The 20910-nt window shown below is 71.2% G+C and carries 15 protein-coding genes and 1 pseudogene; 12 read left to right on the top strand and 4 right to left on the bottom strand.

The annotated features are described in order from the left end of the window. Positions 1–279: 279 nt before the first annotated feature. The 5 genes and pseudogenes from ACFXOM_RS06455 (at position 280) to rbsD (ending at position 6274) form a co-directional block, all read left to right on the top strand. Positions 280–1305, top strand: a complete 1026-nt coding sequence (locus tag ACFXOM_RS06455; RefSeq protein WP_384947494.1) for a LacI family DNA-binding transcriptional regulator — start codon at positions 280–282, stop codon at positions 1303–1305. Beyond that, positions 1302–2849: a sugar ABC transporter ATP-binding protein gene (locus ACFXOM_RS06450; protein WP_385037155.1), complete on the top strand. Its 1548-nt coding sequence runs from the start codon at positions 1302–1304 to the stop codon at positions 2847–2849. The genes ACFXOM_RS06455 and ACFXOM_RS06450 overlap by 4 nt, the downstream gene beginning before the upstream one ends. Beyond that, positions 2839–4824: pseudogene (locus ACFXOM_RS06445) on the top strand (substrate-binding domain-containing protein). The gene ACFXOM_RS06450 and the pseudogene ACFXOM_RS06445 overlap by 11 nt, the downstream one beginning before the upstream one ends. A 164-nt stretch (positions 4825–4988) precedes the next feature. Beyond that, positions 4989–5888: a ribokinase gene (locus ACFXOM_RS06440; RefSeq protein WP_384927741.1), complete on the top strand. Its 900-nt coding sequence runs from the start codon at positions 4989–4991 to the stop codon at positions 5886–5888. Further along, positions 5885–6274 (top strand): D-ribose pyranase, encoded by a 390-nt coding sequence (gene rbsD / locus ACFXOM_RS06435; protein ID WP_384927739.1) that lies wholly within the window; start codon positions 5885–5887, stop codon positions 6272–6274. Before ACFXOM_RS06440 ends, rbsD begins: the two co-directional genes overlap by 4 nt. A 628-nt stretch (positions 6275–6902) precedes the next feature. Here the strand turns inward: rbsD and ACFXOM_RS06430 are convergent. Further along, on the bottom strand, positions 6903–7751 hold the full coding sequence (locus ACFXOM_RS06430; RefSeq protein ID WP_384927737.1) for an SMP-30/gluconolactonase/LRE family protein: 849 nt from the start codon (positions 7749–7751) through the stop codon (positions 6903–6905). 633 nt (positions 7752–8384) lie between these two features. On the opposite strand from ACFXOM_RS06430, the gene ACFXOM_RS06425 reads away from it, so the two are divergent. The 5 genes from ACFXOM_RS06425 to ACFXOM_RS06405 all read left to right on the top strand — a co-directional run bounded on the left by ACFXOM_RS06425 (position 8385) and on the right by ACFXOM_RS06405 (position 12837). Beyond that, complete coding sequence (locus ACFXOM_RS06425) at positions 8385–9302, top strand: haloalkane dehalogenase (protein ID WP_384927735.1); 918 nt, start codon at positions 8385–8387, stop codon at positions 9300–9302. Between the two features lie 477 nt (positions 9303–9779). Beyond that, entirely contained in the window at positions 9780–10244 is a 465-nt protein-coding gene (locus ACFXOM_RS06420; protein WP_384927733.1) for a hypothetical protein, read from the top strand. After that, positions 10214–10624 (top strand): transposase, encoded by a 411-nt coding sequence (locus ACFXOM_RS06415; protein ID WP_385037152.1) that lies wholly within the window; start codon positions 10214–10216, stop codon positions 10622–10624. The genes ACFXOM_RS06420 and ACFXOM_RS06415 overlap by 31 nt, the downstream gene beginning before the upstream one ends. A gap of 145 nt (positions 10625–10769) precedes the next feature. Then, the gene (locus tag ACFXOM_RS06410; protein ID WP_384947499.1) at positions 10770–11855 is read left to right on the top strand and encodes an NAD-dependent epimerase/dehydratase family protein; all 1086 of its coding nucleotides are present in this window, start codon (positions 10770–10772) and stop codon (positions 11853–11855) included. A gap of 4 nt (positions 11856–11859) precedes the next feature. Beyond that, positions 11860–12837, top strand: a complete 978-nt coding sequence (locus ACFXOM_RS06405; RefSeq protein ID WP_384947501.1) for an AraC family transcriptional regulator ligand-binding domain-containing protein — start codon at positions 11860–11862, stop codon at positions 12835–12837. Between the two features lie 394 nt (positions 12838–13231). Here ACFXOM_RS06405 and ACFXOM_RS06400 read toward each other — a convergent pair whose 3' ends face one another. The 3 genes from ACFXOM_RS06400 to ACFXOM_RS06390 all read right to left on the bottom strand — a co-directional run bounded on the left by ACFXOM_RS06400 (position 13232) and on the right by ACFXOM_RS06390 (position 16473). Next, positions 13232–13474: a hypothetical protein gene (locus ACFXOM_RS06400; RefSeq protein WP_385037417.1), complete on the bottom strand. Its 243-nt coding sequence runs from the start codon at positions 13472–13474 to the stop codon at positions 13232–13234. Positions 13475–13570: 96 nt separating this feature from the next. Beyond that, complete coding sequence (locus tag ACFXOM_RS06395) at positions 13571–14833, bottom strand: MDR family MFS transporter (RefSeq protein ID WP_384947503.1); 1263 nt, start codon at positions 14831–14833, stop codon at positions 13571–13573. Further along, complete coding sequence (locus ACFXOM_RS06390; protein ID WP_385037149.1) at positions 14830–16473, bottom strand: AMP-binding protein; 1644 nt, start codon at positions 16471–16473, stop codon at positions 14830–14832. The genes ACFXOM_RS06395 and ACFXOM_RS06390 overlap by 4 nt, the downstream gene beginning before the upstream one ends. A gap of 419 nt (positions 16474–16892) precedes the next feature. On the opposite strand from ACFXOM_RS06390, the gene ACFXOM_RS06385 reads away from it, so the two are divergent. Continuing rightward, a complete protein-coding gene (locus tag ACFXOM_RS06385; protein WP_384927721.1) occupies positions 16893–18185 on the top strand; it encodes a condensation domain-containing protein in 1293 nt (430 codons plus the stop codon). Between the two features lie 104 nt (positions 18186–18289). After that, positions 18290–20866: an ATP-grasp domain-containing protein gene (locus ACFXOM_RS06380; RefSeq protein WP_385037146.1), complete on the top strand. Its 2577-nt coding sequence runs from the start codon at positions 18290–18292 to the stop codon at positions 20864–20866. Positions 20867–20910 lie beyond the last annotated feature (44 nt).

Here is a 20910-nt window from a genome sequence, read left to right as displayed (position 1 = left end):
GTCCGGCCACCTCACCCCTTCAACGTCAGCAGCGGTTTGACCGTGCGGTTGCCGGCCGCGGCGAGGGCGCACCGACGTCTGCGGCTCACGCTCGCGGATCTGCGGACCCTGCCCTGGAGCTGCACCCATCGCGGTTTCGACGGCATGGCTGGCACACAGGGGGTCACAATCTGGTCTCGACCCTGTCCTCGCCCCTTGATTAAGAGGCATGTAATCGATTCCAATCCTGCCTATCGGTCGTGTAAACGATTCCACGGAACTTGGGGAGGTGGTCCGGTGATGGCGAGTATCAAGGACGTCGCCGTCGAGGCGGGGGTCTCCGTCGCCACGGTCTCGCGCGTCCTGAACGACCACCCGTCGGTCAGCGCCGGCGCGCGCACCCGTGTGCTGGCAGCCGTCGAGGCGCTGGGCTACCGCCCGAACGCCGTCGCCCGGTCCCTGCGCACCGACCAGACCCACACCCTCGGGCTGGTCATCAGCGATGTGCTCAACCCGTACTTCACCGAGCTGGCCCGCTCTGTGGAGGAGGAGGCCCGCGCCCTCGGCTACAGCGTCATCATCGGCAACGCCAACGAGCGACCGGACCTGCAGGACCACCACGTACGGAACCTGCTGGACCGCCGTATCGACGGGCTGCTGGTCTCCCCGACCGACGGCGGCTCGCCGCTGATGCTGGACGCCGCGCGCGCGGGAACGCCGATGGTGTTCGTCGACCGGTGGATCCCGGGCGTCGACCTACCCGTCGTACGGTCCGACGGACGCGCCGCCATCCATGATCTCGTCGCCCATCTGTACGGGCTCGGCCACCGACGGCTGGCGATCATCGCGGGCCCCGCGGCGACCACGACGGGCCGTGAGCGCGTGGAGGTCTTCCGCCAGGCCATGGGCGAGTTCGGACTTCCCCTCCCCGACGCGTACATCGGCCAGGGCGACTTCCAGGCCGAGAGCGGGCGCCGGGCCACCAACCGGTTCCTCGACCTGGCCGAGCCGCCCGAAGTCGTGTTCGCCACCGACAACCTGATGGCGCTCGGCGCGCTGGACGCCGTCCGGGCGCGCGGACTGCGGGTGCCGGACGACATCGCGCTCGCCGCGTTCGACGACATCCCGTGGTTCGTGCACACCGACCCGCCGATCACCACGATCGCCCAGCCCACCGGCGAACTCGGGCGTGCCGCCGTCCGCGCGCTGGTCGACCTCATCGAGGGCCGGCCCCCTCAGTCCGTCACCCTCCCCGCACGTCTCGTCGTACGCCGCTCGTGCGGCGAGGCCGCCTCTTGCCCGCAGGCCCCGAGGAGCACCACGTGAGCCATCCAGACGAACTGCTGCGTATCGAGGGGATACGCAAGACCTTCCCCGGCGTCGTCGCGCTCGACGGCGTCGACTTCGACCTGCGCCGGGGCGAGGTGCACGTGCTGCTCGGTGAGAACGGCGCGGGCAAGAGCACCCTGATCAAGATGCTCTCCGGCGCGTACCGTCCCGACGCGGGGCGGATCCTGGTCGGCGGCGAGGAGGCGCGCATCCACGGTGCGCAGGACTCCGAGCGCCTCGGTATCGCCACCATCTACCAGGAGTTCAACCTCGTTCCCGACCTCAGCGTCGCCGAGAACATCTTCCTGGGCCGTCAGCCGCGGCGCTTCGGCCTCATCGACCGCAAGCGGATGAACGCCGACGCGTCCGGACTCCTCGCCCGCGTCGGTGTCGATGTCGACCCCCGCACCCGGGTGCGCGAACTGGGCATCGCCCGGCTCCAGATGGTCGAGATCGCCAAGGCGCTGAGCCTCGACGCCCGTGTCCTGATCATGGACGAGCCCACCGCCGTCCTGACCACCGAAGAGGTCGACAAGCTCTTCCGGATCGCACGGACGCTGCGTGACGACGGCGTCGGCATCGTCTTCATCACCCACCACCTGGAGGAGATCGCCGCCCTCGGCGACCGTGTCACCGTCCTGCGCGACGGCCGCAGCGTCGACCAGGTCCCGGCGAGCACCCCCGAGGACGAGCTCGTACGGCTCATGGTGGGCCGGAGTATCGAGCAGCAGTACCCGCGCGAACCCGCCGAGGCCGGCGCGCCGCTGCTCAAGGTCCGCGGCCTGACCCGGGCCGGCACCTTCCACGACATCGACTTCGAGGTACGGGCCGGCGAGGTCGTCGGCCTGGCGGGCCTGGTCGGCGCCGGCCGCACCGAGGTGGTACGCGCCGTCTTCGGCGCAGATCCGTACGACTCCGGCACCGTCGAGGTGCACGGCCGCGCGGTGCGCCCGTACGACGTCAACGCCGCCCTGGATGCCGGTATCGGCCTGGTCCCCGAGGACCGCAAGGGCCAGGGCCTGGTCCTCGACGCCACGGTGCAGGAAAACCTCGGCCTGGTCACGCTGAGCCGCTCGACGCGCGCCGGTTTCGTCGACCGGGCCGGGCAGCGGCGGGCCGCCGACCGGATCTCCGAGCAGCTCAAGGTCCGTATGGCCGGACTGCACCAGCACGTACGGACACTGTCCGGCGGTAACCAGCAGAAGGTCGTCATCGGCAAATGGCTGCTGGCCGACACCAAGGTGCTGGTCCTCGACGAGCCGACCCGCGGCATCGACGTCGGCGCGAAGGTCGAGATCTACCAGTTGATCAACGAACTGACCGCCTCCGGGCACGCCGTCCTGATGATCTCCAGTGACCTTCCTGAGGTACTGGGCATGAGCGACCGCGTCCTGGTCATGTCCCAGGGCCGGATCGCGGGCGAACTCGCCGCGCGGGAAGCGACCCAGGACGCCGTCATGGCGCTGGCCGTCAGCGGGACCGCGACAACGAACAGAGCAGCAAGCGCAGCAAAGGATGTGGAGGCCTCCCGTGGCCACTGACACGCTCAAGAGCAGTACGTACCCGGGCGGTGCCTCCGCACTGCGCCGCATGCTCCTCGACAATGGTGCCCTCACCGCCCTGGTCGTCCTGGCCGTGGCGATGTCGTTCCTGTCCGGCGACTTCCTGGCCACCCAGAACCTCCTCAACGTCGGCGTCCAGGCGGCTGTCACGGCGATCCTGGCTTTCGGCGTCACCTTCGTGATCGTCTCGGCCGGCATCGATCTGTCGGTCGGCTCGGTTGCCGCGCTCTCCGCCACCGTCCTGGCCTGGACCGCCACGAATCAGGGCCTCCCGGTCTGGATCGCGGTCCTGCTCGCCCTCGGCACCGGCGTCGTCTGCGGTCTGGTCAGCGGCGCCCTCATCTCCTTCGGCAAGCTGCCGCCCTTCATCGCGACCCTCGCCATGCTGTCGGTGGGTCGCGGCCTGGCACTGGTCATCTCACAGGGCAGCCCGATCGCCTTCCCCGACTCGGTGTCCAACCTGGGCACCACCATCGGCGGCTGGCTCCCGGTACCGGTCCTGGTGATGATCGTGATGGGCCTGATCACCGCCGTGATCCTGAACCGCACGTACATCGGCCGCACCATGTACGCGATCGGCGGCAACGAAGAGGCCGCCCGGCTCTCCGGCATCCGCGTCAAGCGCCAGAAGCTGGTCGTCTACGCCCTGGCCGGCGGCTTCGCCGCTGTGGCCGGAATCGTCCTCGCCTCGCGGCTGGCTTCGGCACAGCCGCAGGCGGCGTACGGATACGAACTCGACGCCATCGCCGCGGTGGTGATCGGCGGCGCCAGCCTCTCCGGTGGCGTCGGCAAGGCATCGGGCACCCTCATCGGAGCCCTGATCCTCGCGGTGCTCCGCAACGGACTCAACCTGCTGTCGGTCTCCGCCTTCTGGCAGCAGGTGGTCATCGGCGTCGTCATCGCGCTCGCCGTCCTCCTGGACACGCTTCGCCGCCGCGCGTAGCCGACGCCGTTTCTGCGCTCTCTCCTTCTCCCGGCTCTCCCCGATCCCAACCCGCACCCGTACCCGCAAGGAACAGCCATGCGCACCAAGCAGATCACGGTCACCGCCGCCGCCATCGCCTCGCTCGCCCTCACCGCCACCGCCTGCAACTCCGGGGCGGACAGCTCCTCCGACCTGAAGGTGGGCCTGTCGGTCTCCACCCTCAACAACCCCTTCTTCGTCCAGCTGAAGGCGGGCGCCCAGGCCGAGGCGAAGAAGGAGGGTGTCTCCCTCACCGTCACCGACGCCCAGAACGACGCCTCCCAGCAGGCCAACCAGATCCAGAACTTCACCAGCCAGAACGTGAAGTCGATCATCATCAACCCGGTGGACTCCGACGCCGCCGGCCCGTCCGTCAAGGCCGCCAACAACGCGAACATCCCGGTCGTCGCCGCCGACCGCACTGTCAACAAGGCCACGGTCGCCACCACCGTCGCCTCGGACAACCTCGAGGGCGGCAAGCTGGCGGCCAAGACGATCGCCGAACAGCTTGGCGGCAAGGGCACCATCGTGGTCCTGCAGGGCACCCCCGGCACCTCGGCCGCCAACGAGCGCGGCCAGGGCTTCACCGAGGGCCTGAAGGCCTACCCGGGCATCAAGGTTGTCGCCTCGCAGCCAGCCGACTTCGACCGCACCAAGGGCCTGGACGTCACCACCAACCTGCTGCAGGCTCATCCGGACGTGAACGGCATCTTCGCGCAGAACGACGAGATGGCGCTTGGCGCGATCAAGGCCCTGGGCAGCAAGGCCGGCACGTCGGTCAAGGTCGTCGGCTTCGACGGCACGCCGGACGGGCTGGCCGCGGTCAAGGCGGGCACGCTGTTCGCCTCCGTTGCCCAGCAGCCCAAGCTGCTGGGCCAGCTGGCTGTGCAGAACGCCGTCGACGCCGCCAAGGGCAAGAAGATCGACAGCACGATCAAGGTCCCGGTCAAGGTCGTCACCAAGGACAACGTCGCCGGGTTCACCGGCTGACCCCGCACCCATCCGGTCGCCACGGCCGCGGGACGCGCACGACGCGCGGCCCGGGGCCGTGGCACCGGCCTTCACTGCTGCAGGGATCCGCGGGGTCCGTTGACAGGGGTCCCTTGGGGTCCGTTGATCCATGGGGTCCGTTGGGATCCGTAGGGAGACAGTTCATGTACGTCTACGACCTCCTGGTCGTGGGATCAGCCAACGCGGACCTGGTGATCGGGGTCGAGCGACGGCCCACGGCCGGGGAGACCGTGCTCGGCTCCGACCTGGCCGTCCACCCGGGCGGCAAGGGCGCGAACCAGGCGGTCGCCGCCGCACGCCTCGGCGCCCGTACGGCGCTGCTGGCCCGGGTCGGCGACGACGCGCACGGCCGGATGCTGCTGGACGCACAGCGCGACGCCGGCGTCGACGGCGTGGGGATCCTGGTCGGCGGGGCGCCCACCGGGATAGCGCTGATCACCGTGGATCCGTCGGGGGACAACAGCATCGTGGTGTCTCCGGGAGCGAACGCGCGACTCACCCCGGAGGACGTCCGGGCCGCCGTCGGCCTGCTGCGCGCCTCCCGGGTGGTCTCGGCACAGCTGGAGATCCCGCTGGAGACAGTCGTGGAGCTCGTACGGAACCTGCCGTCCGGCGCCCGCTTCGTACTGAACCCCTCGCCGCCCCGGCCGCTGCCCGCGGAGGTACTGGCGGCCTGCGACCCGCTGATCGTGAACGAGCACGAGGCACGGGTCATTGCGGACGGGGACCTGGGCAGCTCGCATGAGGACTGGGCACGCGCGCTGCTGGCGCTCGGCCCCCGCTCGGTCGTGGTGACACTGGGCGCCGAGGGTGCGCTGGTGGCGACCGGTGACGCCACGACCAGGGTCCCGTCCGTGAAGGTGGATGCCGTGGACACGACGGGCGCGGGTGACGCCTTCACCGCGGCGTTGGCCTGGCGGCTGGGCACGGGCTCGTCGCTGTCGGACGCGGCGGAGTACGCGGCGCGGGTGGGCGCGGTGGCGGTGACCCGACCCGGGGCGCAGGAGTCGTTCCCCACCGCGGAGGAGGTCGTCGCACTGTGAAGAAGGCCGGAATTCTGAATCGTCATCTTGCGGGTGCTCTGGCCGAGTTGGGGCACGGGGACGGGGTGCTGGTGTGCGACGCGGGTATGCCGATTCCGGCGGGCCCGAAGATGGTGGACCTGGCCTTCCGCGCCGGGGTGCCGTCCTTCGCCGAGGTACTGGACGGTCTGCTGGACGAACTGGTGGTGGAGGGCGCGACGGCGGCGTATGAGGTCCGGGATGCGAACCCAGAGGCCTGGGCGTTCCTGGACACCCGCTTTACGGAGCTGGGCCTGATCCCGCACGAGAAGCTGAAGGACATGACGGCGGACGTACGTCTGGTCGTCCGTACGGGCGAGGCCCGCCCGTACGCGAACGTGCTGCTGCGCTGCGGGGTGTTCTTCTGAGCTCGTCACTTGTGGCCCGGTGTCGAACGCGGCTCTCGCTTGATCGGCGTTTCAGCGGTTCAGCGGACGTCGAGGCGGCCTTCGTCTGATTCTGTGCTCCGTCGCAGAGCGGATCAGCGCGAAGTGATCGTGGGTCTGGTGCATCAGGGCGTCCTGCGGGACTCGTTCGCGAAAGTGTCACGCTCCCGGTCGGAACCGTACGCGTGTCTGAGCGCGCGGGGCACGCGCCGACGCGGAGCCGGCTGGACGGGTCGTTGAACGCCGTCGGGTCCATGCCCACCCCCGTTGTAGTCCCTCCAGGACATGGTCGGCGGTGGGCGATGCGGCCACCGGAGGCCGTACCGGCACAGTTCCCTCGCGCCGCTCGCCCGCCGCCTGTTCCCCGTACTGGAACCCGACTGGCGAGGAGACCACCACGCCTGCCCGCCTGTTCGGCAGGGTTTTGGCTGCGCCGCGCGAGCGGCGGGGCAAGACTCGTCTCTTGTGGTGACGGGGGAATGGGCCGGGGAGACGACCGGGCCGGATGTGTGGGCGACCTGCGGGGAGTCGACACCGGTGGGGAGTGTGTTCGCGTTCCTGGTACTCCAGCCGTAGTTCGTGGTGCTGCTGGTGAGCGTGGGTCTGGGCGCTATGGACGACGGGCGCCTGGGATCGGTGCGTCCACGGCCAGCACCCGGCCGGTACGTGTCCCGTCGGCCGCGCTTTCCGGCCCCTGCCACTGGGCCGCCGTGATGAACAGTGTCCGGCCGTCGGCGCCCCCCAGCGCGCAGGAGAAGCACCCGAGGTCGAGCTCGACTGTCTGCAGTACCTTGCCGCCTTCTCGTACGCGGACGCAGCGCTTGTTGGGGACGTCCGCGTACCAGACCGCGCCTTCGGCGTCGAGGCAGATGCCGTCCGGGGCGGCGGCGTCGAGACGGGCCCAGATCCGGCGATTCGACAGGCCGCCGTCGTCCTCGATGTCGAAGGCGGTGAGCCTGCTCGCGTGGGACTCGGCGAGGATCAACGTCGATCCGTCGGGCGTTACCGCCATGCCGTTGGGAAAAGCGACGTCGTCTGCCACCTGGCGTGTCGAGCCGTCGGGGGTGACCACGGCGAGGATGCCGGGGGAGGGATTTTCGCCGGCCATCATGTCGAACCCGATGCTGTTGAGGTAGACGTTCCCGCTTGCGGCCACGGCGATCTCGTTCCAGGGGCGGTCGCACAGGTCGGCGAGGTCGGCGTGGGAGACGAGCGACCCGTCGGGCTCCTGACGCAGCAGAAGCCGATCGCTGCCCGAGACAACGAGCAGGCGACCGTCCGGCAGCCAGTCGATGCAGAACGGGAATGAGGGCACACGGACGACGACCTCGCTGCGGCCGCCGGGGTCGACGGCCAAGACCTCGTGCGCACCCCAGTCGCAGAACCACAGGCGGCCGTCGTGCCAGCGGGGTGACTCGCCGAGAACGAGGCCGGTCATGAGAGTACGGACTGCGGCCACGGGAGGCTCCTTGATCGACGGGGCAGGCCCGTTTCGGGCCGGGGAGAGGGCGGCTGCCCCTCCCGTCGTGTAGACGGCACCGCAGGACGATAGTCATCGCCGCAGAACCCAGTCGGAGAAGACGCCCTGCATCCGGCACCTCGGTAGGTGCGGTGGCAGCCCAGCCGACGACGGGGTCGGCACGGAGACGGGTACGGCCACCGCTGATCATCGGTGTGTGAAGACAAACGATCACGTGGTGGCCGTAGGCCACAGCGCAGACCCCTGCCCGCCGGCAGGAGGCGTTCGAGTGCCACCACGAGGTGCTCCAGAGCCTCCCACGACAGCTCATGCGTACGAAGCAGCAAAGGTGCCACGACCGTCAAGGGTGCCGGTGCTGCCGCCGAGGCGGCTGGTCCAGCCGTTGTGGCCGGAGTGAGAGGTACCGCCGTATGCCGGTTCCACGTATCCAAGGACCGTGCCGACATCCTGAGCACGAACACGGAAGGAGGCGGAGCGCGATGACACCCGCCGCGACCTCCTCCACCACGAGGACGCCTTCGCCGTCCACGACATCAGACCAACCGACACGGAACCGGACATCACACAACTACGCCAGGGCCGTGAGCTCTCCCCTGGACGTAGAGTCCACCCATGAGATTTCTGCGTACGCCTGATGAGCGGTTCAACGATCTCCCGGACTACCCCTTCGCGCCCTCGTACACCGAAGTGGCCTCGGGTGACGGCAGCGAGGGGACGCTGCGCGTCCACTACGTCGACAACGGGGACGGCTCCTCCGGCGAGACGGTGCTGCTGCTGCACGGCGAGCCGTCCTGGTCCTATCTCTACCGGCACATGATCCCCGGTCTCTCTGCCGCGGGGCACCGGTGCGTCGCGCCCGACCTTGTGGGCTTCGGCAGGTCGGACAAGCCGGCGCTGCGCTCGGACTACACCTACCAGCGTCACGTGGACTGGATGCGCGAGGCGCTGTTCGATCGGCTGGACTTGCACGACGTCACCCTGGTGTGCCAGGACTGGGGCGGACTGATCGGCCTGCGCTTGGTGGCAGAGGCCCCTGACCGGTTTGCGCGGGTCGTCGTCGCGAACTCGTTCCTGCCCACCGGGGACCGTGACCCCGGTGAGGCATTCCTTGCGTGGCGTGAATTCAGTCAGAACACTCCGGAGTTCCGCGTGAGTGGCATCGTCAACGGGGGCTGCACGACCGACCTCGCCCCCGAAGTCGCCGCCGCGTACGACGCGCCGTTCCCCGACGAGTCGTTCAAAGAGGGAGCACGCCAGTTCCCGCTGCTCGTTCCCGTGTCCCCCGACGATCCGGCAACCGGGCCCAACCGGCGGGCGTGGCAGTCTCTTCAGAGCTTCAACAAGCCCTTCCTGTGCTCTTTCAGCGATCAGGATCCGCTCACCCGCGGCGCAGATCGCGTCTTCCTCAAGCAAGTTCCCGGCTGCCAGGGCCAGGACCACGCCGTGATCGAGGGCGGCGGGCACTTCCTCCAGGAGGACCGAGGCACCGAGTTCGCCGCGATCGTGAACCGCTTCATTGCCGCTACCTGAGCCAACTCTGCCGGGGAGTGTTCGGTGATCGGCGGATCCGATGATCAAGGAGACGCCAGATGAGCGACACGACCATCGAACAGATGTGAGCACCACCACCATGCCGGTGGTGGTGCTCGCCGTGGGAGGAGTGCCTCGTGCAGCCAGCCAGGAAAGGCGTCGCGGCCTTCCTGTTCGCAGTGGTAGGGGTGGGCCGGGTGTGGCACTGCCTCCGCCATGATCGTCTGCCGTGCGGGGTGAAGGACGGGTGGCGAGGGCGGTCCCGGCGGTGCTCGAACCGGAGGTCCGCGAGCAACTGCTACGGACGGTGGGTGCACTGAAGTCCCAGGTGCGGGCGGTGCTGCGGGCCCGGATCGTGCTCGCAGCGGCGGCCGGGCGGGCTAACGGCGCGATAGCCCGGGAACTGGAGGTCGGCGTGAACACGGCCCGCAAGTGGAGGGGCCCGGTTCGCCGCCGGCGGCCCGGAGAAACTACGGGATGCCAGGCGGGCCGGGGCGGCCGCCGGCCTACGGGCCCCACGTGCGGGTGGCGATCGCGGCCACGGTCACCAGCGCACCGCCGCATCCGGAAGCGACCTGGTCGCACCGGACCATCGCCGCGCAGGTCGCCGACACCTGCTCCACAACGGTCTCGGCCTCACAGGTCGGGCGGATTCCGGCGGACCTGGATCTCAGGCCGCACAAGGTCCGCGGCTGGCTCACCCGCCGCGACACCCCCGACTTCCGGGAACACGCGGCAGACGTGTGCGTCCTCTACCTCGACCTGCCCCAAGGCGCGGTGGTGCTCTCGATCGACGAGAAAGCCGCGACGCCGCTGGCTCGCGCCGGTATCCCGGGCGCCCCGCCGCCATCGCCCGTCAGGAGTTCGCCTACCGGCGCCACGCACCGCTTTCCCTCGCTGCTGCCCTGCAGGTGTCCGGCGGCGAAGCGCTCACCGAGGTGATCGCCCGCAACGACGCAGCGACCTTCACCGCGTTCCTGGAGCAGCTGGACCGGGCCGTCCCTCCCGGCCGGGAGATCCACGTAGTGCTCGACAACGGGCCCTCGCGCACCGCCAGGCACACCAGGGCATGGCTGGCCGCGCACCCGCGCTGGCGTGTCCACTGGACCCCACCACACGCTTCCCGGCTCAACCAGGCCGAGCTGTTCTTCTCCGCCCTGACCCGCCGAGTCCTGCGGCACGGCGCAGCGGCACGCGGTGAAGCGGATCTCGGATCGGCTGCCGGACGAGCACGGTGCGGACGAGGTCTCCCACCAGTTGGTGTGTGGAAACGCATCCTGACCGGCCGAGGCGAGGGTCTGGTGGACTCGCTGTCACTCTGATCGCCAGTGGTGGGGCGCGCATGGTTGTCGCAGTACCGGACGGCCTCTGACTCATCTGCCAACGGCTAGCCGACCGAACCAAGAGGGGCGGCACCTGGCGTGATCCGACAAGAGATGTCCGTGCCCTCCCCATACAGTGGCCGCCATGTACGCAGAACCAGACCTGACCGGCGTCACCGTGGACACGACTGCTCCTGTCCTGGTGACCGGCGCAACGGGATACGTCGCCGGATGGATCGTCAAGGGGCTCCTCGATGCCGGCGTCACGGTGCGTGCCGCGGTGCGCGACCCCCGTAACACGGCCAAGATCCAGCACCTCGTGGACTTCGCGGAGAAGTCCCCCGGTGCCATCGAGTTCTTCGCCGCGGACCTGCTCACCGAGGGCTCCTACACCGAGGCGATGGCGGGCTGCGGCATCGTCTTCCACACTGCGTCGCCGTTCACCACCCGCGTCGACGATCCGCAGCGCGAGCTGGTGGACCCGGCGGTGCAGGGCACGCGCAGCGTCCTGGAGAGCGCCAATGCGAACCCCTCGGTGCAGCGCGTCGTCCTGACCTCGTCCTGCGCCGCGATCTACACCGACGCCACCGACTGCGCCGCAGCCCCACACGGACGGCTCACCGAGGACGTGTGGAACACGACCGCATCACTGGACTACCAGCCCTACAGCTATTCGAAGCTGCTGGCCGAGAAGGCCGCTTGGGAGATCGCCGACGCGCAGAGCCGCTGGCGACTCGTCGTCATCAACCCTTCCCTGGTCATCGGGCCCGCGGCCAACACCCAGCCCACCTCCGAGAGCTTTTCGATCGTCCGGCAGCTGGGCGACGGCACCCTGCGCTGGGGCGCCCCCCGGGCCGGGCTCGGCGTCGTCGATGTACGAGACCTTGCCCGCGCACACATCGCGGCGGCGTACCTCCCCCACGCCCACGGCCGTCACATCGTCTCCGGTCACGAAACGGACGTCCTCGAACTCGGCCGGGTGCTGCTGCCGCGCTTCGGGGACCGCTTCCCCCTCCCCAGGCGCGCGCTGCCCAAGCCCCTGGTCTGGCTGGCGGCACCGAGCGCCGGGCTCACCCGCACCTTCGTCAGCAGGAACGTCGGCGTGGCGTGGCACGCGGACAACACCAAGAGCCGGCACGAGCTGGGCATGGTCTACCGACCGCTGCGGCAGTCGATGGAGGACATGTTCGAGCAGCTTGTCGAGCGGGGAACGTTCACCGCCCGCGCGTGACACCGTGACCGTCTACTCACTCGCACCCGGATGGCCGCGCCTCCTGTCCGCCCTCGGCCTGGACCCGCAGGCCGTACTGCGGCAGGCAGGTCTCCCCGCGGACCTGCTGCGGTCCCCGGGGGCCCGGATCGGCGCCGAGGACTTCTTCGCTCTGTGGGAGGCGGCCGAGACCCTGTACCCGGGCCCCGACCTCGCAGTAGCCCTCGCCTCGGCAGTGTCGGCCGATCACTTCGACGCCGCCGTCTTCGCCGGTCTAGCCAGCCGCGACCTGGCGCAAGCGGCGGAACGCATCGCCGTCTACAAGCGACTCATCTACCCGGTGACCCTGGACGTACGGACCGACGCGGGCCTTCGGATCGCCCTGCGTCCGCGGACCCCCTTCACACCACCCACCGTCCTGGAACGGTTCGAGCTGCTCTTCTGGGTGGCCTTCGCTCGGCTGGCCACCGGAGCCCGGATCCGGCCCGTACGGATCACGGTCCCGGACCCTCCCGACGACCAGACCGCCGTGGCGGACTTCCTGGACGGCGGCGTCCTCACCCACGGGCCCGCGGCGGTCGTCTTCTCGCCGTCCGACATGCGCCGACCGTTCGACACCGCCGTGCACTCCGACATGTGGGCCCACCTCGAGACCGATCTACGGCGGCGGCTGCGCACCCTCGAACAGTCGGCGACCTGGACCGACCGGACGCACGCTGCCCTGCTCACGTGTCTGCCCGCCGGTCGGCGCACGCTCGCCGACGTGGCGCACCACCTGGCGACGACCCCGCGCACCCTGCAACGCCGCCTGGAGGCAGAGAACACGTCATTCCAGAAGGTGCTCGCCGAGACCCGCGAACGACTGGCTCGGGCGTACCTGAGGCGTACCTCCCTCTCCAACACCGAGATCGCCTTCCTCATCGGCTACGGAGAACTGACCTCCTTTCACCGCGCCCTGCGGCAGTGGACCGGCCAGACACCACGCGGCCTGCGCCCGGCCTGAGCGGACCGCGGCTGCAGGCAACCGCCGGTGCCCGCCTGCGAAGAGCTCAGCCCACCAGTCCACGGTTCCGGGTCCAGGCTGTTGCCCGTACGCTCTGGCTTGGACATGGGCCTCTCCTCCGTCGGGGACGTTCGGGCCTGCAGACGGCTCCCTGCCCACCAGGGAGTCGTCCGCAGGCCCAGGTCTGGGGGTACGCCGACTACCGGGACACCCGCGTCATGGACGTGTACGTGTCGCAGCTGCGCGCCAAGTCGAGGGACGCCAGCCTGTGAGTGGGTGGTGGGGTGGCAGTGGGTGGGCGTCAGCGGACTCGTGATGCCAATGTCCTGGTAGTGGGGCCGGGGCGGGGTTGTGGTCGCTGTCATGGGGTGACCAAGTAGCTGTTGTGTGGCGGTCACTGAGGACCGGGCAGGCAGAGCCGGGCCGCGAGCGGGGCCGCCACGGGGGAGAGGAACCCCCAGCAGGCGACCACTCCGTCGATGCTGCGCGCTCGGCAGAACGCGGTCAGGTCGTCGAGCGCGGCGGCGGTGTCACCGAAGTCGGTGAAGGCGACAGGGGTGATCAGCTCCTTGAGGTCGGGCCCGTAGTGCGTGGCGTGGATGTCCTCGTGCGTGGCGACGTACGCCTCGACGCCCAGCGGGGCGGCTGCGCACGGCAGGTCCTCGCCGGCCGCGCCCCTCGCTTCCAGCAGCAGGATGCGTTTCGTCGTCCCCCCGGGGCCATACCGCGGCCTTCACGGAGTCACCTCGCGGCGGCGGATGGCCGGAGCGAGCAGCAGTTGCGCCACCGCGGCCAGGACGCACAGGGCGGCACACGACAGCCAGAGCACGGGGGCGCCGACGGCCAGGAGCCGGGTGCCGACGACGGGCGCGACGAGGAAACCGGTGCCCCACGCCATACCGAGGAACCCGTTGTAGCGCCCGCGCAGATGGGCGGGCGCGAGGTCGGCGACGATGGAGGCGGTGACCGCGAAGACGAGCACCTCGCCCAGGCTCCATACCGCGACCGCCACGCCGTATACCAGCGTGCCGGACGCTAGGGCCACGAGCGCGTTGCCGCAGGCGGCCACGGTGAAACCGAAGGCGAGCACCCGGCTCTTGTCGAACGCGGCCAGCCGGTGGCCGATCAGTGGCTGTACGGCGATGACGACGATGCCGTTGACGCCCATGACGGTGCCGTACGCCCCACTGGACAGCCCGCTGCCGCTCATCGCCAGCGGCAGGGTGGCGAACGCCTGCTGGAACACCGTGGCGTACAGCACGACGACGCCGGCGAACGCCACCATCACCTTGTCGGCGAGGGCGTTGCGGAAGGTGCCGTCGGGGCGGCCGCCGGGGGCCGGCCGGTGCGTTTCCGGGACGGCGAACCAGACGAGCAGGCCGAAGACCGCGCACGCCACCGCGTCGACCCAGAAGAGCAGGTGGAACCCGTGGGTCGCCAGGTAACCGCCCATCACCATGGCTGCGGAGAAGCCCAGGTTGACGGACCACAGCAGCAGCCCGAAGGCGCGGGTGCGGTCGGCGGCCGGTACCGCGTCGGCCACCAGGGCCTGCGAGGCGGGCCGGAACAGGTCGATCGTGACGCCCAGCGCGAAGGCGCAGGCGGCGATCGCGGGGAGGCTCTCGGCGTGCCCGAGGGAGAGCAGCACGGCCCCGTTCGCGATCATGCCGCCGGTGAGCGCGATCCTGCGGCCGAAGCGGTCGGTGATCACCCCGCCGACCGGCTGGGAGATGACGGACCCGACGCCGACCCCCGCGAGGATCAGGCCCGTGGTGGCGATGGGCACGCCCCTGGCCTCGGTGAGGTAGAGGCTCAGGAACGGATTGACCATGGCGCCGAGCCGGTTGACCAGGGTGCCGCACCAGAGCACCCAGAAGGTGCTGGGCAGGCCGCCGACCCGGACGGCGACATGCGTCCGCCACCGGGCGCGCCGGCGGCCGGGCGTCGGCGCGGTGCCCGGGGTCGTACCGCTGCCCGGCCGGTCCGTCGTGGTCATCGTTCTCCCTGGAAGGGCGCGGCAGCGGTGCCCGGGGTCCGGGCCGGACCGGGGGCCGCCTGCGCGGGCGCCGCGGCCAGGGCCGCCCGGTCGACCTTGCCGTTCGCGGTGGTGGGCAGGGTGTCGAGGAGTCGGATCTCGCCGGGGACCATGTAGGCGGGCAGGGTCAGTGCGCAGAAGTCCCGCAGTTCGTCCGCCCGCGGCCGGTCCTCCCCGGCCGCGGCGACGACGAAGGCGGCCAGCCGGCTGCCACCACCCGGCTCCGGCAGGGGCAGCGCGGCGGCCGCGGTGGCGCCGGGGAAGTCCAGCAGCCGGCGCTCCACCTCGCCCAGCTCGACACGGTTGCCGTTGATCTGCACCTGGGAGTCGGTGCGACCGCAGAAGTAGAACTCACCCTTCTCGCCCCGGACCGCCAGGTCCCCGGTGCGCAGCACCACTTGTCCGGACTGCGGGCACAGCGGGTCGGGGACGAGGGCGGCGCGCGTGGCCTCGGGGTCGTCCCAGTAGCCGGAGAAGAGAGCGGGGCTGCGGAGGTGGATCTCTCCGGGTGTCCCGGGGCGGTCGACGACCCGGCCGGACCGGTCCACCAGCACCATCTCGGCACCGGGGTGGGCCACGCCGATGGAGAGGCGTTCGGCGTCGTCGGGGAGGGGGTCGGGGACGTCCTCGAAGGAGCAGGCCATCGACTCGGTGGCGCCGTAGCAGTTGACGATGCGCATCCCGGGCCGCAGCCGCTGCAACTGCCGAAGCTCCGGCAGCGGGAACTCCTCACCGCAGATGAGCACACTGCGCAGGCGGTCGAGCTCACCGAGGCGGTCCGGCTCGTGGTGCAGCACCTGCCGCCAGATCGACGGTACGCCGTTGACCTGGGTCGCCCCGGTGTCGCGCAGCACCCGCAGGAAGTGCCGGGGCCAGCGGACCAGGGCCTGCGGTACGGGGGCGACGGCGGCGCCGCTGCCGAGGGCCAGGCCGATGTTGAGCAGCGAGAAGTCGAACTGGAGCGGGGAGGTGCTGGCGATCCGGTCGCCGGGGCGCGCGATGTCGTGGGCGAGCATGCCCCGGTAGAAGGCGACGACGGCACGGTGGCTCATCACCACGCCCTTGGGGCGGCCGGTGGTCCCGGAGGTGAAGATGACGTACGCGGGGTCGGTGACGCTGGGCGCCCGGCGCCTGCGGCGTACCGGGGCCGGTCGTCGTTCCACGGTGATACCGGCGGGTCCGAACCGGGCGGTGCCGACGCCGGCGGGCAGGTCACCGCGCTCGCCGTCCTCGGGCTGGAGGTGCAGGGCGGGCCGCGCGGTCCCGATCAGGGTGAGCAGCCGGTCCCGCGGTGTTTCGGGGCTCACCGGTACGAAGGTGAGGCCCGCGCGGGAGCAGGCGAGGAGCAGCGCGATGGAGTCGGCGGTCGCCTCGGCCTCCAGCAGCACACGGGAGCCCAGCTCCAGTTCCAGGGTGTCGAGTTCACCGGCGTACCGCGTCACACGGTCGCGGAGACCGGCGTACGTGGTCACGGTGGCGCTTCCCGGCGGGCCGGGCTCCACGATGGCGGGACTGTCGGGGCTGTGGGAAACCCGAGCGAGCAGGAAGTCGTGCAGGAATTCGCCGGTGGCCGAGGGCGGTGCGCCCGGTGGTTGCGTCACGTCCGTGTCCTTCTCCTGCGCTGTGGTACGTCGTGTGTCGCCGGCAGCGGGGCCGTGTGTCGTCGGGCGGTGGTGGGCACTGCGGTCGGCACAGCGATCGCAGTAATTCCATTCTGCGGAATATGAATTCCGTCTTCAGGGTGAACGTTGGCACACGTCGACGCTCGTACGCCAGTCCTAGCGGCCAGGGGGCAGTGGTCGTTCCGGGGAGTCGCACGGGGGTCTGCGTAAGGTGGCCGACTTTTCTGTGTGTCCGTCATGTCCTGCACGTTGTACGGGTGTTGACGGGCAATCGCCGCCTTCGCGGTACGCGCCCGTGGTCCTGTCGGTGCTGGACAGGTCTCGGTGTGGTGTGGCAGCTTGGTGATCGCAACGGAAATTAGATTCCGCATTACGGAAGAAATGTGACTGGAGCGTGAATGACCGAGACAACCCCCCTGTCCCTGGGGCAGCTCTCGGTCTGGCACGACATCCGGGACCTGCCGCCCTCGCGCCGGCACGAGCCCAACAACGCCGCCGTGTGGGCCCTTCCGCAGGGCACACGCACGGAAGCGGTCAGCGCCGTCCTCCACGCACTGGCACTGCGCCACCCCTCGCTGAGGACGCGCTACGACCTTCACAACCCCGACGATCCACGCCAGTTGCCTCCGGACGAGCACATCCGCGCCTCAATCGACCTCACCGGTACCGGCGGGAACGACGAGCGACCACCCGCAGACACCGCACTCGCCCTCGCGGCGCGCCCCTTCGACCTGGGGCGCGAACACGGCTGGCGGGCCCGCCTGGTGACCCGCGACGGAGCGCCCTCCCACCTGGTCTTCGTCAAACACCACATCGTCGCCGACGCATGGGCCCAGGAGCAGCTGCACCAGGAACTGCTGCGGGAGATCACCGATCCGGGACGGCTCGGGCCACCGCCGCCCGGCCCCGCCGAACTGGCGGCGGACCAGTACTCACCCGCCGGTCTCCGGCGCCAGCGGGCCGCGCTCGCCCACTGGGAGCAGGTGCTCGACGCCGCCCCGCCGACCGCCCTCCCGCGTGATGCCGAAGGACCGGGCATCGTCGTCCAGTGCACCATGACCTCCGCACGCGCACGCGCCGCCGCGCGTACGATCGCCGCCCGCGAGGGAGTCTCCGTCGCCGGTGTGGCCCTCGCCGCCTTCGTTGGCGCCGTCGCCCGCCGCTGCCACGCCGACGGCAACGGCACCAGCGGCGGCGGCGACCGGCTGATGGTGCAGTTGATGAGCGCCAACCGGTTCACCGCGCGCTGGCGGGACACCGTGACGTCCATGAACCAATGGGTGCCGGCCCTGATCGAGGACACCGGCGCCCCCTTCGCTGACCTGGCCCGCGCCGCGCACTGGAGTGGGCTGGCCGCGTTCCGGCACGGCATGCACGACGTACGGGCGGTCGCGGCGCTCCGCGCCCGTACCCCCGCGGCGCCCGAAGCCGCCTGCGCGTTCAACTTCGTCGCCGTACCACCGGGCGCGGCCCCGGGCGGGCCGGGCGCGGGCACCGGGGGCGAGGCCACCCTCGTGTGGGAGGAGCCCTTCACCACGATCGGCCCCCGCTGTTACGCACGGGCGCTGGAGGACGAGCACACCCTCTCGGTCCGTCTCACCGCCAAGGACCTGCGGCGCGAGACGTGCGCCGCCCTCCTGTGGGACCTGCACGACGTCCTGCTGACCGCCGCCCACGGCCACCGGGCCTGAGAGGGAGCACCGCGCCGCCCACTTCGAGCCCGCCCACCCCGTGCCCGTCCGTCGCGGCGCCCCGTCCCGTACCCCCGTACATCGTTGTCGCTCCAGGAGGTTCCGTGCGCCACCACGTGATCGTCATCCACCGGTGGACCGACCGTTACGCCGACTACGCCGGGTACGTCGACCACACGGTCCACCGGGTCAGCTACGTCACCACCGAGCAGGCCGCACGCCACCTCCCCGTCGAACAGGCCGCCGGCCTCCGGCTCGTGGACAGCACCGAGGACGAGAAAGCCCTGCGCGAGGCCGTCGACGCGCTGACCGAACAGGCCGGCCCGCCGACCCGCATCGTGGCCCTCCAGGAGACCGACCTCGACCTGGCCGCCCGGCTGCGCGACGCATTCGGCCTGCCGGGGCCGGGCGAGGAGGAACTGCACCCGCTGCGCGACAAGCTCCTCATGGCGAGGCGGCTGGGCGCGGCCGGTGTACCGGTGCCGGCCACCGCGGAGGCCGGCGACCACGACGCGGTCGCGGCGTTCGCCTCCGAGCACGGCTGGCCGGTGCTGTTGAAACCGCGGCGGGGCACGGCGAGCACCGGCATCACCCGGCTGGACACCGCCGAACAGCTCACGCGACACACCTTCCCGTCCGACACCGACATGCTCGTCCAGCCGTGGGTGCCCGACGACGTCCTGCACGTGGACGGAGTCTTCACCGGCGCCACCCTGGGCCCCTGGCGGGCGGCGCGCTACCTGAACACCTGCTGGGAGTTCACCACGGGCACCGCCCTGGGCTCGGTCGAGATCGACGACCCCGAACTCCTCGCCCGAATCGGCGAGATCACCGGCGCCGCCACCCGGGCGCTGCTGTCCGGGCCCTCGGTGTTCCACCTGGAGCTCTTCGCGAGCAGCTCCGGCGAGCTCACCGTGCTGGAGATCGGAGCACGGCCGGGCGGTGCCGAAGTGCCGTTCGTTTGGCGCGACGTGCACGGCGTGGACCTGATGGCGGCCGCCTTCGCGCACCAGACCGGCGCACCCGACCCCACCCCGCCCACGCTGCCCCGGCCGGAGGCGGTGGCCGGCTGGCTGCTGGTGCCGCCGTCCGTCCCGCCGCCGTGCCGCGTGGAAGCGGTCACCGTCCCCGAGGGCGGCGGCGCGTACGCCCGGGTCGTCCCCGAGACCGGGACGCTGATGCGGGGCGGCGGCTACGAACACGCCGGGGCACGGTTCCGGTTCTCCGGGGCGAGCAGCGCCGAGGTCGCGGCGGCGATCCGGCGCACGGCCGAGCGGACACGGCTCACCAGCACCCCGGTCGATTCCGGCGCGCTGGCCCGTCTGATCGTCGTCGGCTGCGGCAACCCGCCCTACCGCCGGTACGCCCTGGACAGCGCGGCCGCGCACGTGGAGACCGCCCTGGTCCAGCCGCAGGACGTCGACTGGCAACGCCCGTACGTCGCCGACCGGTTCCGGGCCGCCGACACCGCCGACGCGGACGACACGACCCGGGCCGTCGCCTCACTGCTGACCGGCCGCCCCGGCCTGGGAGCGGTGCTCACCTGGGACGAGACCCTGCTGGAGACCACCGCCGAGGTCGCCCGCCGACTGGGGCTGCCGCACATGAGCCCCCGGGCGGTGCGCGGCTGCCGCGACAAGCTCACCACGCGCCGGGTCCTGACCGCTGCGGGCGTGCCCTCGGCCGGGTTCCGGCACGTGCACGGACGCGAGGAGGCACTCGCGGCGGCCGAGGAACTGGGCCTGCCCGTGGTCGTCAAACCGCGTGCCCTGGCCGGCAGCATCGGGGTCGCCGTGGCAGGCAGCGCCGAACAGGTCGCCCATGCCTACGAGCAGGCCGCCACCGCGGCCTTCCCCGGCATCGACCGGCTTGACGGGGCGATCGTGGAGGAGTACCTGCACGGTCCGGAGATCAGCGTCGACTGCGCCGTGAGCGGCGGCGAGATCCGCGTCCTGAACGTGGCCCACAAGCGCCTGGGCTTCGCGCCGTACTTCGAGGAGATCGGTCACCTCGTCAAGCCGTGGGACGACGAGCCGTGGGCCGACGGGGTACGGGCGGTGGTCGCCGCGGCCCACGAGGCCCTCGGTATCCGCACCGGCATCACCCACACCGAACTGCGCCTGACCGGGGCCGGGCCGCGCATCGTGGAGGTGAACGGCAGGCTCGGCGGGGACTTCATCCCCCTCCTCGGCCGGCTCGCCACGGGGGTGGACCAGATCGCCGCGGCCGCCGACATCGCGCTCGGCCGCACCCCCGCGACGGAGCGCACCCGTGACCGGTGCGCCGAGGTCCGGTTCCTCTATCCCGCGCAGGACGCCGTCGTCCGCTCACTGGACGTCGAGGGCGTGGCGGACCGGCCGGGCATCGAGCGCGCCGTGGCGCTCGCCGCCCCGGGGACCGTCCTCCGGCTGCCCCCGCACGGCATCGTGCCGCGCCTCGCCGCCCTGGTGGCCGTGGGCGACACCCCACAGGAGTGCGCGACCGCCCTGGACCGCGCCCAACGCGCGGTGCGCTGCGTCGTCGCCCCCCTCGACACGCCCGGCCCGGAAGCCGTGTCCGCCCCACTGATCGCGCCCGGCCCGCGAGTCACCCCCGATCCCCTGGCCCAGACCGACCACCCCCACGCCCCCCACCCCGCCCCCGAACCACTCGGCGGGCCCGACACCGCGCCGCGCCCCTGACGCGCGGCACACGCGGCACCGCACACACCGACCGCATCCGGCAC

The sequence above is a fragment of the Streptomyces sp. NPDC059169 genome, from assembly GCF_042755225.1.
Taxonomy (GTDB): domain Bacteria; phylum Actinomycetota; class Actinomycetes; order Streptomycetales; family Streptomycetaceae; genus Streptomyces.
This window is presented reverse-complemented; position numbering and strand designations above follow the sequence as displayed.